Genomic DNA, 14,487 nt, shown 5'->3' with positions numbered 1-14,487 from the left:
CAGTCTACGCGGGCGCAGGCCCGGGCGCACGCGGCGGGGTCGATCTCGCCGCCGCGATCAGCTCGCGGGTGAACGGATGCTGCGCGGCGGCGAACACCGCGGCGGTCGCTCCGCGCTCGACCACGACGCCGTCCTTCATGACCAGGACCTCGTCGGCCATCGCCGCGACGACGTCCAGATCGTGCGAGACGAACACGAGTGTGAGGTCCCGCTCCCGCTGCAGCCGGGCCAGCAGCTCGAGGATCCGCTCGCGCACCAGCGCGTCCAGTGCCGACACCGGCTCATCGAGCACGAGCACCTCGGGCGCCGCAGCGAGGGCGCGGGCGATCGCGACGCGCTGACGCTGGCCGCCGGAGAGCTCGGCGGGACGCCGCCGTGCGAGCGTCTCGTCCAGCTCGACCTCGGCGAGGAGCGCGCGCACCCGCGCGGCCCGCTCGGCTCGCGGCACCCCACCGGCCTGAAGGGCCTCGGACAGCGAGCGATCGATGCGCCAGCGCGGATCGAGGGCCCCCAGCGGGTTCTGGTGCACGAGCTGGATCCGCCGCTGCGCCGCCGGGGTCGGTGCGACGCCGTCCAGGAGCACCTCCCCGGCGTCGGGTCGCTCGACCCCGACGATCATGCGCGCGAGCGTGGTCTTGCCCGATCCGGACTCGCCGACGATGCCGAGCGTGCGGCCGCGCGGCAGCGTGAACGAGACGTCGACGACCGCCGGGGCGTCGAACGCCTTCGACAGCCCGCGGACCTCCAGCCGCACCGGACGCGCCGCGGGATCAGCCGCGCGCGGGGAGTGCAGCGCCGCGGCGACCAGCCGCTGGGTATAGGGATGCTCCGGCGCGGCGAGCACACGGGACGTCGGACCGGATTCGACGACACGTCCCTCGCGCATGACGAGCACGCGGTCGGCGACGCCGCGCACCGCAGCGAGGTCGTGGCTGATGAAGACGACGGCCACGCCGCGGTCCGCGATCGAGCGCAGCAGCCCGAGGATCCGGGCCTGCACGGTCGCGTCGAGTGCGGTCGTCGCCTCGTCGGCGACGAGCACCGTCGGGCCGCCGGCCAGAGCGGAGGCGATGAGCGCGCGCTGCCGCAGTCCCCCGGAGAGCTCGTGCGGGTGCTGGCGCGCGCGTCGCTCGGGGTCGGGCATCGCGACCTCGGACAGGAGCGCGTGCACGCGTTCGCGCCGCACGGGCCGCGGCATCCTCCCGCGATGCAGTCGCAGCGGCTCGGCGACCTCGTCCTCCACGCGGCGCAGCGGATCGAGGGACACCAGTGCGTCCTGCGAGACCAGCGCGATGCGCGACCCGCGCAGCCGGCGCCACTCGCGCTCGCCGAGAGCCCGCGCGTCGACCCCGGCGATGTCGAGCGCGTCGACGCGGACGGCGGCGTTGCGCGGGCTGAGGCCGAGCAGCGCACGAGCGGTCAGGGACTTGCCGGCGCCGGACTCGCCGATGATCGCCACGCACTCCCCCGGCGCGACGGCGAGGTCGAGATCGGCGACCGCCCGAACGTCGCCGAACGACACGCTGAGGCCGCGCACCACGAGCCCGGTCATCGCCCGCTCCCCTCGGCACGGGCGCGCAGCGTGCGCCCGACGATGGTCGCCGCCACGACGGTGAGCGTGATCGCAGCGCCCGGGAACGCCGAGACCCACCACGCCTGCCCGATGACGTTCCGGCCGCCCGCCAGCATGAGTCCCCACTCGGGGCTGGGCTCGGTGGGGCCGAGCCCGAGGAAGCTGAGGCCGGCGGCCGCCAGGATGCTCGATCCGATGCCGATGGTGGCGAGCACGCTCAGCGCACCGACGACGCCCGGGACGACGTGGCGCCCGAAGGCCCGCGCCGGCGGCACGCCGAGGATCCGTGCGGCCTCGACATGCTCCGCCAGGCGGAGCGTGCGCGTCTGCACCCGCGCGAGGCGGATGTAGATCGGCACCGCAGCGATCGTCACGGCGATCGCGACGTTGACGGGGCCGGGTCCGAGCAGGGCCACCACCACGAGCGCGACGAGGAACTCCGGGAACGCCAGCAGGATGTCGGTCGCCCGCATCGCCGCCGCGTCGACCAGCCGCGGCGCGATTCCCGACAGGGAGCCGATGGCGAGCCCGGCCGCGAAGGCCAAGGCCGTCGCGAGCACGCCGATCCCGACCGATCGGCCGGCACCGTACACGACCCGCGAATAGACGTCCCGGCCGCTCTGATCGGTGCCGAAGAGGTGCTCGGGGCTGGGCGGCAGCAGGGCGGCGCGCACGTCCGTCTGCAGCGGGTCGTACATCGCGAATACCTGCGGTGCGACGGCGATGGCCGCGATGATCGCGAGCACGATGAGCGCCGCCGCGAGGCCGATGCGCCGCGGCGCCGTCATGCGGGTGCCTTCTCGCGCGCGGCCCCTGGTCCCGGTGCGCGGCGCAGCCGCGGGTCGAGGAGCGGATAGGTCGCCTCGACGACGAGGCTCACCACGGCGAACACGACGGCGCTGAGCAGGATGATCCCGGTGATGACGGGGAGGTCGCGGTCGGTGATCGCCGTGAGGGTCACCCGGCCGAGCCCGGGCCGCGCGAACACCGTCTCGACGAGCACGGCACCGCCGAGCAGCGACCCGACCAGGTACGCCGCGAGGGTGAGGGCCCCCGTGGACCCGTGCCGGAGCGTGTGGTGCAGAGCGAGCCACGACGGGCTCGCTCCGCGGGCGCGCACGGTCGTGGCGAACGGCTGGTTCTCGGCGGTCTCCATGCCGTCCCGGAGCACCTGGCCGAGCAGCGCGGCGACGGGGAGGGCGAGCGTGATGGCGGGCAGCACGATCGTCGCCGGATTGCGGGTGCCCGCGACGGGGAACCACCCGAGCCCGAAGGCGAAGACGCTCAGCAGGAGCAGCCCGATCCAGAACACGGGCGTGGACAGGAGGACGAGCTCGACCCCGCCGGCGATGCCGCGGGAGACGCGCCCACTCGCGAGGAGCGCCACCCCGAAGGCCAGCACGACCGCGATCGCCAGTGCCAGGGCGGACAGCTGCAGCGTCGCGCCGAGCTGACGCCCGATCACCTCGGTCACCGGCATCCGCAGCTGGTACGACTCCCCCAGGTCTCCCTGCAGCAGCCTCGCCAGGTAGGCGACGTACTGCTCGAGCGGCGGCCGGTCCAGGCCCAGCTCGGCCCGGATGCCCGCCTTGACCTCGTCACTGACCTGCGCCTGCGGTCCGAGCATGACCTCGACCGGATCGCCGGGGATCACCCGGAAGGCCAGGAAGGCCAGGGTCGCCGCCCCCCACAGCACGATGATGACGGATGCCGCTATCCCGGCCGCGCGGAGGGCGACGCGCCGTACTGCAGTCCGCGATGCCGTCATCGCCCGTCGAGACCCGCCCTTCCGGCTCCCGGTCAGCCGATGCTGACGTCGTAGAACAGCGGGCGCCCGTACAGATCGTAGGCGAGCCCGGTCACCGTGTCGGAGACGGCGGTGATGAGCGACGGGCTGTACAGCGGCACGATCGCCGCGTGGTCGGCGTTCCACTGCTGGACCTCGCCGTAGATCTCGGCGCGCTCCTCGGCGTCGGCGGTCGCGACGCCGCGCTCGAGCAGGGCGTCCAGGTCGGGGTCGCTCACCTGCGAGGCGTTCTGGAACCCGTCGGTGTGCAGATGGCTGCGCAGGAGGTCCGGATCGACACCCGAGAAGCCCCAGTCGGTCAGGTCGAACGTCTTCGGACCGTACTGCTCGTTGTAGGCGCCCGGCTCGAGCACCTCGCGCACGAGCTCGAAGCCGACCGCCTTGAGGTCGGACTGGATCGAGTTGGCCAGGGCGGCGCGGTCGTCGGGGACGGGCGTCCACGCGATCCACCGGGCGGAGAGGCGCTCGCCGTCCTTCGTGCGGTACCCCTCGGAATCGCGCTCGGTCCAGCCGGCCTCGTCGAGCAGTGCCTCGGCCGTGGCGGGATCGAAGGCCCAGGTTCCCTCGAGCGACGCGTCGTAGGTCGGGGTGGTGGATCCGAGGATCGACCACGCACGGGGGAACTGGCCGAAGAAGATCTCCTCCACCGCGGTGTCGATGTCGATGGCGCGGGAGAACGCCTGGCGCACGCGCTCATCGGCGAACACCCCGTACTTCTCGTTCAGGTAGAGCGAGTACGGCAGGCCGGGGTACTCCTGGGCATCGACCGTCAGGGGGTCGCCCAGGTCTGCGGCGAGGTTCGGCGGGAGCTGGCTCGCGAGATCCGCCTCGCCGCTCTCCGCCACTCCGACGCGCACCGAGGCCTCAGGGAGGATCTCCACGCGCAGCGTCTCGAACTTCGCGGCACCGCCGTCGTGGGGGCCCCACGCGTAGTCGTCGTTGCGGGTGTAGACGATCTCCTGGTCGGGGGTGTACTCGGTGAGCTCGAAGGGCCCGGTGCCGACGGTGACGCCCGGCCCGCCGGCCTTCAGCTGGTCGGCCGAGGACTCCAGAACGGCCGGCGAGTAGAAGCCGAGCAGCGCGGTGCTCGCCGCCTGGAGGAACGGCGAGTAGGGCTGCGTGAACGACACCCGCACCGTGTGCTCGTCCACCACCTCGGTGCCGGCGTAGAACTCGCCGCCGAGCATGCTCGCCGCCTGCGCCGACGCCGTCTCGGGATCCGCGATGCGGTCGAAGTTCGCCTTGACGGCAGCGGCGTCGAACGGCTCTCCGTCGTGGAAGGTCACGTCGTCGCGCAGGGTGAAGACGTACGAGGCGCCGTCGTCCTCGATCTCCCACTCCTCCGCCAGCCACGGTGAGAATGAGCCGTCCGCCTCCTGGAACACCAGCGAGTCCAGCGCGGCGCGCTGCACCATCGCCGAGACGTCCAGCTGGCTCGTCTGCGGATCCATGTGGCCCGCCGACAGGTTCGCGCCCTCGATCGCCCACACCACCTCGCCGTTCGCGTCGGCCGACCCCGAAGGGTCGGACGCGCCCCCGGCGCAGGAGCTGAGCACCAGAGCGGCGGCGAGCGGGAGAGCGACGGCGGCGATACGGCGCCGGGGCAAAGAAGGCATGACGGACCTCGGAAAGTGCAGGAAGGGGACGTGACCACCGTAGTGGTTTTGTGGACGCAGTCGATCAACGCACGGCATCCGGTCGGCATTCCCGGTGCCGCGGCGTGGCGCTACCGTCGAGGCATGGGCCGACGACCGGAGCTGCCGCACCCCCCGCGCCTCGCCGCCCCCGATCTGCCGCGCGACCTCGCCGATTCCTCCGTCCTCCATCGGCACGGCGACCACGTGCGCGAGCGCATCGCGGGACTGACGGGAGCAGTGGATGCCGCCCACGCGGCGCTCACCGAGTGCGCCGTGGTCGCGGCATCCCTCGATCGGCTCGATCTCACCGGGGCGACCCTCGTGGACGTCGAGCTGCAGGAGCTGCGCGCGTCCAGCGTGAGCGCACGCGAGGCGCGCCTGCGGCGGGTGCGGGTGTCGGGCGGCCGCATCGGCTCGCTCGACCTCGGCGGAGCCGGCGTCGACGAGGTCGAGCTCCGCGGAGTTCGCATCGACTACCTGTCGCTGGGCGGGGCGAAGGTCGAAGACGTCCTCATCGCCGGGTGCACGATCACGACGATCGACCTGCCGCTGGCGACGCTGTCCCGCGTCCGCTTCGAAGACTCCCGTGCCGACGAGGTCGACGCGCGCGGCATGCGGGCCGACAGCCTCGACCTGCGGGGCCTCGACGCCGTGGCGTATCTCGACGTCGCCGCACTCCGGGGCGCCAATCTCTCCCCGTGGCAGGTCGAGCAGCTGGCGCCCGCGCTCGCGGCATCCCTGGGCATCGACGTCCGCGACGGAGCGGACGGGTGACGACGGGACGGTAGAATCGTCGGGCATCCCACACTCAGGCACGCTCACACAGTGCCGCACATATCGCCTTGGAGACCCGCATGGCCGACGCCCCGATTCCCGACAAGCCCGCCCTCGAAGGTCTCGAATCCAAGTGGGATGCCGCATGGAGCGAGCAGGGGACGTACCTGTTCGACCGGATCCGCGCCGCCGAGGTCGGCCGCGCCGGGATCTTCTCGGTCGACACTCCCCCGCCGACCGCCTCGGGGAGCCTGCACATCGGGCACGTGTTCAGCTACACCCACACCGACGTCAAGGTGCGCTTCGAGCGCATGCGCGGCAAGACCGTGTTCTACCCGATGGGCTGGGACGACAACGGTCTGCCGACCGAGCGTCGCGTGCAGAACTACTACGGCGTGCGCTGCGATCCGTCGCTGCCGTATGTTCCGGACTTCACGCCGCCCTATGAGGGCGGCGACAACAAGTCGAGCCGCGCCGCCGACCAGATCCCGGTGAGCCGCCGCAACTTCATCGAGCTCTGCGAGAAGCTCACCGTCGAGGACGAGAAGCACTTCGAAGCGCTGTGGCGCGCCCTGGGCCTCAGCGTCGACTGGACCCAGACCTACCGCACCATCTCGGACGAGACCATGCGCACGAGCCAGCTCGCCTTCCTGCGCAACCTCGAGCGCGGCGAGGCGTACCAGTCGATGGCGCCCACGCTGTGGGACATCGACTTCCGCAGCGCGATCGCCCAGGCCGAGCTCGAGGACCGCGACCAGCCCGCCGCGTACCACCGCGTGGCGTTCCACAAGAGCGACGGCTCGGGCGACGTGCACATCGAGACGACTCGGCCGGAGCTGCTCCCCGCGTGCGTCGCCCTCGTCGCGAACCCGGACGACGAGCGCTACCAGCCGCTCTTCGGCACGACGGTGCGCACCCCGCTGTTCGACGTCGAGGTGCCCGTCCTCGCCCACCCGCTGGCGCAGCAGGACAAGGGCTCGGGCATCGCCATGATCTGCACGTTCGGCGACGTGACCGACATCATCTGGTGGCGTGAGCTGGATCTCCCCAATCGCACGATCCTGGGACAGGACGGGCGCGTGATCGCGGAGGCCCCCGACGCGATCACGACGGATGCCGCGAAGGCCGCCTACGCGGAGCTCGCCGGCAAGACGGTGTTCAGCGCCAAGAAGCGCATCGTCGAGCTCCTGCAGGAGTCCGGCGAGATGGAAGGCGACCCGAAGCCCTTCACGCACCCCGTGAAGTTCTACGAGAAGGGCGACCGCCCGCTCGAGATCGTGTCGACGCGCCAGTGGTACATCCGCAACGGCGCGCGCGACGAGGCCCTGCGCGACAAGCTGATCGCGCTGGGACGCGACGTGTCGTGGCACCCCGACTTCATGCGCGTGCGGTACGAGAACTGGACCAACGGCCTCACCGGCGACTGGCTGGTCTCGCGTCAGCGGTTCTTCGGCGTGCCGATCCCGGTCTGGTACGCGCTCGACGAGAACGGCGACCGGGACTACTCGCGCGTGCTCACGCCGGATGCCTCGACACTGCCCGTCGACCCCACGACCGATGTCCCGGCGGGCTACACCCCGGAACAGCGCGGTGTGCCCGGCGGCTTCGACGGCGAGAAGGACATCTTCGACACGTGGGCGACGTCCTCGCTCACGCCCCAGCTGGCCGGCGGCTGGGAGCGCGACCCGGAGCTGTGGAACCTCGTCGCCCCCTTCGACGTGCGCCCCCAGGGTCAGGACATCATCCGCACCTGGCTGTTCTCGACCCTCCTGCGCAGCGCGCTCGAGGACGACCGCGCCCCGTGGAGGGATGCCGCGATCTCGGGCTTCATCGTCGACCCCGACCGCAAGAAGATGTCGAAGTCGAAGGGCAACGTCGTCACGCCCGCCGACATCCTCGCGCAGCACGGCTCCGACGCGGTGCGCTACTGGGCGGCCTCGAGCCGCCTGGGGACGGACGCCGCGTTCGATCCGCAGAACCCGACGCAGATCAAGATCGGCCGCCGTCTGGCGATCAAGGTGCTCAACGCCGCCAAGTTCGTGCTGTCCTTCCCGGTGCCCGAGGGCGCGACCGTGACGCACGCCCTGGACGCCTCGATGCTCGCCACGCTCGACGGCGTGGTGCGCGAGGCCACGAAGGCCCTCGAGTCGTTCGACCACGCCCGTGCGCTGGAGGTGACGGAGTCGTTCTTCTGGACGTTCTGCGACGACTACCTCGAGCTCGTCAAGGAGCGCGCGTACAACCAGACCGACGTGGGACAGGCATCCGCGGCCCTCGCGCTGCGCACGGCGCTGTCGACCCTGCTGCGTCTGTTCGCCCCGGTCATCTCGTTCGCCGCCGAAGAGGCGTGGTCGTGGTTCAACGACGGCTCGGTGCACACGGCGACCTGGCCCGAGCCGCTGGGCATCGACGGTGACACGGCGGTGCTCCGCGTCGTCGGCGAGGCCCTCATCGGCATCCGCCGCGCCAAGACCGAGGCCAAGGCCTCGCAGAAGACGCCCGTCGAGCGCGTGACGATCGCCGGGCCTGCGGCATCCGTCGCCGTCCTGCGCCTCGCCGAGGGCGATCTGAAGGCCGTCGGGCGCATCGACGAGATCGTCTACGGCGACGCGGACGAACTGACCGTGTCGGGCATCGAACTCGCACCCCAGGAGGCGTGACATGCAGCTCGGAACGAGATGGACGTCGGGCGACGAGCCTCCGAAGGCGGTTCCGGCGGCACTCCGCACGGGAATCGAGGCGGTCGATGGCACGATCCCGTCCGACCAGTTCGGTCAGCCTCGGCCGCGCTGGACCCTGACCTGGCTCGAGGGCAAGCCGATCGCCGAGCTCGACACCGGGATCATCGTGTCGCTCGACGAGAACGGCGTCGCCGTGGCCCGCAACGATCCCGAGGACGGCTTCGGCTGATCCGCCGTCACTCCTCGGGGGCGTCGTGCTTCGACGCCTCGAGGAGCAGTCGCACGGCGACGAGCGCCGCGATCAGCGTCACCCCACCTGCGATGACGTACGGGAGGCGCAGGTCGTAGCGGGCCACCCAGCCCCCGAGAAGCGTCGCGAACGGGAACAGCCCCCACGTGAAGGTGCGGATGATGCCGAGGACGCGACCGAACAGGTAGCCGGGCACGATCGCCTGCCGCAGCGCGCCCCACGGCACGTTCCAGACCGACACCGCGAACGCCATCAGGCCGTACGCCAGCGTGCCGGTGATGACCTCGGGCGCGGCCCACACTCCGACGAGGGATGCCGCGGCGACGAGGTTCGCGCCGAGCATCACAGGTCCTCGCCCGAACTTCTGCACGAGCGGCGACGCGACCAGCGATCCGGCCAGGGCGCCGAGGCCGATCCCCGCCGTCACGAGCCCGATCGCTGCGGGCGCGACGGCGAGCTCGTCGAGGAAGTAGAGGATCGTCGGCGCCTGAGCGAACGAGAACGCCGAGCCCACCACCGAGGTGAACACGACCATCGACCGCAGGAAGCGATGCCTCCACAGATAGGCGATCGCCTCGCGCGCCGTGGTCGAGGGTGCGGAAGCCTCCGCACGCGCGTCGGCCGGCGCATCCCGCAGCGGTCGAGCAGCGGAGAGCGGCAGCATGACCGCCAGCGCGATCGGGATCAGGTACCCGGCGGCACCCACCCAGAGGGGCAGCGCGAGCGAGACGGCGAACAGCACGCCGCCGATCGGGGTCGCGATGAAGTTGTCGATCGTGATCTGCGCGGCCTGCAGGAAGCCGTTGGCGCGGTCGAGCGAGCGTCGCTCGACCAGTGCCGGCACGATCGCGTTCGTGGCGTTGTCGAACAGCGTCTCGCCCAGGCCGAAGATGAGCGTCGCGGCGAACAGCCACCAGATGTCGAGCCGGCCGGTGACCGTCAGCACCGCGAGTCCGACGGCGGCGAGGCCTCGCAGCGTATTGGCCAGGGCCATGATCGAGCGGCGATCGAACCGGTCGACGATCATGCCGGCGGGCAGTCCGAAGATCAGCCACGGCACGAAGGCGAGGGCACCGAGAGCGGCGATCGCGAGCGGGTCGTGGGTGAGGGTCGTCGCGATCAGCGGGACCGCGATGCGGCCGACCCCGTCGGCGAGGTTGCTGAACGCGGCAGCGGTCCACAGCTTGCCGAAGTCCCGTCCCAACCGTGGCTTCGCCCTGGACCCCTCCGTCGCCGCCGCGGTGTCGACGGTGCCGGTCATCGCGGCAGCATCCCGATCGACCCCATCGCGAGGGCATCGGCGCGGGCGTCGCCGGCGGCGACCTGGGCCGGCACCGGCCGGTCCGCGGTGCGCCGGCGCTCCAGGCGGAGGGCGACGAACCGGTCCATGCCGGCGGCGGTGGTGAGCAGCATCCGCTCGAAGCGCGTGGCGCGAACGGAACGGGGCGCGGTGAGTGCGGTCATGACTGGCCTCCGAGGTTCGGGAGCGGGAACAGGTCGGCCCGGATGGTGACCGGGCGGACGTTCTCGCCGGTTTGGTTGCGGTAGTTGTCGACGGTCTCGTCGATGAGCGCCATGATCTTCAGCGCCAGATCCTTGCTCTGCTCGGGGGTGAGCCGGGCGGTGGCGGTCGAGATGAGCGTGCCTTCCTGCCACATCTCGTCCTCTCCCGCGATGCCTCGATTGACGAATTCGAGCAGCTGGTCGTTGCGGCCCCGCAGGAACTCGTTCATGACGACCTGAGTCGCGGCGCGGCCGGCCGGCGTCGTCATCGCATCGGGGTTCGCGAACGAGACGCCGCCGACGGGGCGCTCCCACCAGCGCTCGCGACCCGTGCCGCGGTCCTCGGCCTCGCGGATGAGATCGTGCTTGGCGAGCGCGCGGAGGTGATAGCTGGTGGAGCCGCTGGACTCCCCCAGCCGCTCGGCGAGCGAACTGGCCGTCTGCGGTCCGTACTGGCTGAGGATGTCGTAGATCCTCACGCGCAACGGATGGGCGAGGGCGCGCAGCGCGCCCGAATCGAGCACGCGGTCTTCGTTGTGACGCTGCTCGGCGCGGGCCATCGCCTCGGCCTGCTCGCCCTTCTCGTTCTCTGCCATGCCTCGACTGTAGCGATGCAAAGGTTTCTTTGCAAGTGTTTCTTTGCAATGCCTTCTTTGCAAAGAAGTGTGGGCATTGCGGCGATCGCTGATTAGGCTGAGAGGCATGCCGAACGACAATCCGCTGCTCACCCCGCCGTCGCTCCCCTACGGCCTTCCCGACTACACCGCCATCCGTCCGGAGCACTATCTCCCGGCATTCCGGGAGGCGTTCGAGGCGCACTCGCGCGAGATCGCGAACATCACGCGCGTGCGGTCGATGCCGACCTTCGAGAACACGCTGGTGCCGCTGGAGGAGAGCGGAAAGCTCCTGGGCGATGTCGCCCGCACCTTCTACACGGTGTCGTCGGCGGATGCGACGCCCGAGATCCAGGCCATCGAAGAGGAGCTCGCACCTCTCATGTCGGCCCACCAGGATTCGATCCAGCTCGACGCGCAGCTCTACTTGCGGATCAAGACCGTGCACGACCAGCTCGACGAGCTCGACCTCGAGCCCGAGCAGCGCTACCTCGTCGAGCGGCACTACCGGGAGATGTCGCACGCCGGAGCGGGACTCGACGACGCCGCCAAGGAGCGGCTGACCGCCCTCAACCAGCGGCTGTCGACGCTCACGACGTCGTTCGAGAAGAACCTCCTGAACGACACCAACGATCTCGCGATCGTGTTCGACACCGCCGAGGAGCTCGACGGGCTCACCGAAGGCGAGCTCTCCGCGGCCGCGCAGGCCGCTGCGGACCGCGGCCTCGGAGGCAGATGGGTCGTCACCCTGACGCTCTTCACCGGCCACCCGTACCTCTCGTCGCTGACGAAGCGTGCGAGTCGCAAGCGGATCCTCGATGCCTCGCGGGCCCGCGGGTCCCGCGGGAACGAGTACGACAACCGTGAGGTGCTCCTCGAGATCGTGCGTCTGCGTGCCGAGCGCGCCGCCCTGCTCGGGTACGACACCCATGCGGCGTACGTCACCTCCGACGAGACGGCCGGATCTCCGGATGCCGTGCACGACCTGCTCCGGCGGCTCGCGGTGCCCGCCGCCCGCAACGCCGAGCGCGAGCAGGCGGCCCTGCAGGCGATCATCGACGCCGAGCCGGAGCCGTTCCGCCTGGAGGCGCACGACTGGGCGTTCTACACCGAGAAGGTCCGTGCCGCCGAGTACGACCTGGACCGCAGCGCACTGCGCCCGTGGTTCGAGGCGGAGCGGGTGCTTCGCGACGGCGTCTTCCGCGCGGCCACCGATCTGTACGGCGTCACCTTCGCCGAGCGCGCCGACATCCCCGCCTACCATCCCGACGCGCGCGTGTTCGAACTGCACAACGCGGACGGCTCGCAGCTCGGACTGTTCGTGCTCGACCTCTACACGCGCGACACCAAGCGGGGCGGCGCGTGGATGAACTCGATCGTGTCGCAGTCGCACCTGCGCGGCACCCGGCCGATCGTCGTGAACAATCTCAACGTGCCGAAGCCGGCGCCGGGCAAGCCCACGCTGCTGACGCTCGACGAGGTGACGACCCTCTTCCACGAGTTCGGGCACGCGCTCCACGGGCTCTTCGCGACGGTCACCTATCCCCACTTCGCCGGGACGAACGTGTTCCGCGACTTCGTGGAGTTCCCCAGCCAGGTCAACGAGATGTGGATCTACTGGCCCGAGGTCCTCGACGCCTACGCGCGCCACGTCGACACCGGCGAGCCCCTCCCCGCCGAGGTCGTGGAGAAGCTGCACGCGTCCGAGGCGTTCAATCAGGGCTTCGCCACGAGCGAGTACCTCGCGGCGTCCTGGCTCGATCAGGCGTGGCACTCGCTCACCCAGGAGCAGGCGGAGCGCTCTCTCGACGTGGCCGAGTTCGAGGCATCCGCTCTCCGCGAGATCGGGCTGGACAACCCCGCCGTGCCCACCCGCTACTCCTCGACGTACTTCGCGCACGTCTTCTCGGGCGGCTACAGCGCGGGCTACTACTCCTACATCTGGAGCGAGGTGCTCGACGCCGACACGGTCGAGTGGTTCCGCGACAACGGCGGGCTCACCCGCGAGAACGGCGATCGATTCCGCCAGCGGCTGCTCGGTGTGGGCGGCTCGAAGGATCCACTGGCGGCCTATCGCGACTTCCGGGGACGGGATGCCGACATCCGTCCGCTGCTGGAACGCCGAGGTCTCGTCGCCTGACCCTCGGCGAGGGGACGAGACGGCGTCAGCGTGCGCCGATCCCCCGCGCGAACGTGCGCACCCGCTCGGCCATCGCCCCGGGCACCTCGGCGGCGGTGAAGTGCCCGCCTTCGGCGAGCCGCTCGAAAGTGCGCAGGTCGCGGTAGAACGCCCGGGCGAGAGACTCGGGGTAGTCGGCTTCGTGGCGCTGGATGAACACCGCGGCCGGCACCTCGACCGGTGCGATCGCCTCAGGCTGATCGGCGCCCTCGTAGTAGGGGCGGAACGAGTCGGCGATCGACTGGGTCGTCCAGTAGATCGTCGCCTCGGTGAGGATGCGGTCGCGCGAGATGCGGCGCTCGACGGCCTCGGGGTCTCCGGCGGGCGTATCGCTCCACTCGACGAGCTTCTCGGCCAGCCAGGCGACGAGGCCTGCGGGCGAGTCGTTGAGCGCGGCGGCGAGGGTGTCGGGACGGGTCGCCTGCACGTGCCCGTACGCCCCGTGCTGCTCGTGGTCGGCGGCGATCCGGTTGAAGAACGCCTTCTCGTCTGGGGCCGTCAGCTCCCGTCGTTCGGCACGCGTCGGGAAGTGGGCATGGGTGGCGACCACGCCCAGGACCGCGTCCGGATGCTGCGACGCGAGCAGGTCGTTCACGTTGGCCGAGACGTCCTCGCCGTAGGTCAGGTACCGCTCGTAGCCGAGGACGTCGGTCATGAGCGCGTGCATGGTGTCGGCGAAGCGGCGCTCCGTGGCGAGCCCCGACCGGTACGGCGTCGAGAAGCCGAACCCCGGAAGGCTCGGCACGACGACGTGGAAGTCGGTGAGGAGATCGGCGAAGTCCAGCTGCAGCGCAAAGGTGTGCGGCCAGCCGTGCATGACCAGGAGGGCCGGCGCCGCCGGGTCGGCGGAGCGCAGGTGGACGAAGTGGATGTCGGCGTCGCCGATCGGCACCCGGAACTGAGGGTGCGCGTTCAGCCAGTGCTCGCGTCCGCGCCAGTCGAAGGCGCGCCAGGAGGCGACGAGGTCGGCGAGATATCCGGCCGACATGCCCGACGGCGGCCGATGGGGCGAGTCCGGCAGCAGCCGGGAGCGGCCGAGCCTCTCGCGCAGATCGGTCAGCGCGGCGTCTGGGACACGGATCTCGAAGGGTGCGGCATCCATCCCCCGACGCTAGTTCCGGGGTGCGACACCACCCGCAGGGCCGACGGCCCACGCAGCCGCCGCCGCGCGTGAGGAGACACCGAGCTTCGCGCGCGCGTTCGCGACGTGACGATGGACCGTGTGGGCGCTGAGGAAGAGTTCGGCGGCGATCTGCGCGTCCGTGAGCCCGCGCGCCACGAGCAGCAGGACTTCACGCTCGCGCGGGGTGATCGGAGAATCCGGCGGCGCGGGGGCCGGCGTGGCGAGGTCGGCGGTGAGATCGTCGTCGGGGACGCCGTCGAAGCTCAGCGCGGCCGTGAGCAGCGCCCCGCTATCGCCGTGCCACGGATGATGCGCCGCGCCGTCCAGCACCTCGAGGCGCGCGTGG

General features: G+C 71.1%; 13 protein-coding genes. 4 read left to right on the top strand and 9 right to left on the bottom strand.

Annotated features, from left to right (window positions below):
• Positions 1–4: 4 nt before the first annotated feature.
• The 4 genes from ACE3O1_RS03285 to ACE3O1_RS03270 are packed head-to-tail and all read right to left on the bottom strand — an operon-like array spanning position 5 to position 4,996.
• The gene (locus ACE3O1_RS03285; protein ID WP_374312378.1) at positions 5–1,552 is read right to left on the bottom strand and encodes an ATP-binding cassette domain-containing protein; all 1,548 of its coding nucleotides are present in this window, start codon (positions 1,550–1,552) and stop codon (positions 5–7) included.
• Positions 1,549–2,361, bottom strand: coding sequence for an ABC transporter permease (locus ACE3O1_RS03280; protein WP_374312376.1), 813 nt, complete (start codon positions 2,359–2,361; stop codon positions 1,549–1,551). The genes ACE3O1_RS03285 and ACE3O1_RS03280 overlap by 4 nt, the downstream gene beginning before the upstream one ends.
• Positions 2,358–3,341 carry an ABC transporter permease gene (locus ACE3O1_RS03275; protein WP_374312374.1) on the bottom strand — a complete coding sequence of 328 codons (984 nt, stop codon included), beginning with the start codon at positions 3,339–3,341 and terminating at the stop codon, positions 2,358–2,360. Before ACE3O1_RS03275 ends, ACE3O1_RS03280 begins: the two co-directional genes overlap by 4 nt.
• 32 nt (positions 3,342–3,373) lie before the next feature.
• Positions 3,374–4,996 (bottom strand): ABC transporter substrate-binding protein, encoded by a 1,623-nt coding sequence (locus ACE3O1_RS03270; protein ID WP_374312372.1) that lies wholly within the window; start codon positions 4,994–4,996, stop codon positions 3,374–3,376.
• Between the two features lie 30 nt (positions 4,997–5,026).
• Here ACE3O1_RS03270 and ACE3O1_RS03265 point away from each other — a divergent pair, with 30 nt between their 5' ends.
• The 3 genes from ACE3O1_RS03265 to ACE3O1_RS03255 all read left to right on the top strand — a co-directional run bounded on the left by ACE3O1_RS03265 (position 5,027) and on the right by ACE3O1_RS03255 (position 8,701).
• Positions 5,027–5,791, top strand: a complete 765-nt coding sequence (locus tag ACE3O1_RS03265; protein WP_374312370.1) for a pentapeptide repeat-containing protein — start codon at positions 5,027–5,029, stop codon at positions 5,789–5,791.
• A gap of 80 nt (positions 5,792–5,871) precedes the next feature.
• Positions 5,872–8,451: a valine--tRNA ligase gene (valS, locus tag ACE3O1_RS03260; RefSeq protein WP_374312368.1), complete on the top strand. Its 2,580-nt coding sequence runs from the start codon at positions 5,872–5,874 to the stop codon at positions 8,449–8,451.
• A 1-nt stretch (position 8,452) separates the two neighbouring features.
• A complete protein-coding gene (locus ACE3O1_RS03255) occupies positions 8,453–8,701 on the top strand; it encodes a hypothetical protein (protein ID WP_374312366.1) in 249 nt (82 codons plus the stop codon).
• A 7-nt stretch (positions 8,702–8,708) separates the two neighbouring features.
• Here the strand turns inward: ACE3O1_RS03255 and ACE3O1_RS03250 are convergent, their stop codons facing one another.
• From ACE3O1_RS03250 to ACE3O1_RS03240, 3 genes are read right to left on the bottom strand one after another with little or no spacing between them, the layout of a single operon-like run.
• Positions 8,709–9,983, bottom strand: a complete 1,275-nt coding sequence (locus ACE3O1_RS03250) for an MFS transporter (RefSeq protein WP_374312364.1) — start codon at positions 9,981–9,983, stop codon at positions 8,709–8,711.
• A complete protein-coding gene (locus ACE3O1_RS03245; RefSeq protein ID WP_374312362.1) occupies positions 9,980–10,186 on the bottom strand; it encodes a hypothetical protein in 207 nt (68 codons plus the stop codon). Before ACE3O1_RS03245 ends, ACE3O1_RS03250 begins: the two co-directional genes overlap by 4 nt.
• Positions 10,183–10,821, bottom strand: coding sequence for an ArsR/SmtB family transcription factor (locus tag ACE3O1_RS03240; protein ID WP_374312360.1), 639 nt, complete (start codon positions 10,819–10,821; stop codon positions 10,183–10,185). Before ACE3O1_RS03240 ends, ACE3O1_RS03245 begins: the two co-directional genes overlap by 4 nt.
• Positions 10,822–10,927: 106 nt before the next feature.
• Here ACE3O1_RS03240 and ACE3O1_RS03235 point away from each other — a divergent pair, with 106 nt between their 5' ends.
• Positions 10,928–12,979, top strand: coding sequence for a M3 family metallopeptidase (locus tag ACE3O1_RS03235; protein WP_374312358.1), 2,052 nt, complete (start codon positions 10,928–10,930; stop codon positions 12,977–12,979).
• Positions 12,980–13,004: 25 nt separating this feature from the next.
• On the opposite strand, the gene ACE3O1_RS03230 is transcribed toward ACE3O1_RS03235, so the two are convergent.
• The gene (locus ACE3O1_RS03230; protein ID WP_374312356.1) at positions 13,005–14,120 is read right to left on the bottom strand and encodes an epoxide hydrolase family protein; all 1,116 of its coding nucleotides are present in this window, start codon (positions 14,118–14,120) and stop codon (positions 13,005–13,007) included.
• A 9-nt stretch (positions 14,121–14,129) separates the two neighbouring features.
• Positions 14,130–14,487 (bottom strand): LuxR C-terminal-related transcriptional regulator (locus tag ACE3O1_RS03225; protein ID WP_374312354.1); only part of this gene is annotated, 358 nt, incomplete at its 5' end.

This window comes from Microbacterium sp., assembly GCF_041909575.1.
In the GTDB taxonomy this organism is placed as follows: Bacteria; Actinomycetota; Actinomycetes; order Actinomycetales; family Microbacteriaceae; genus Microbacterium.
Note: the sequence above shows the minus strand (reverse complement) of the source record. Positions and strands in the feature narration are given on the sequence as shown.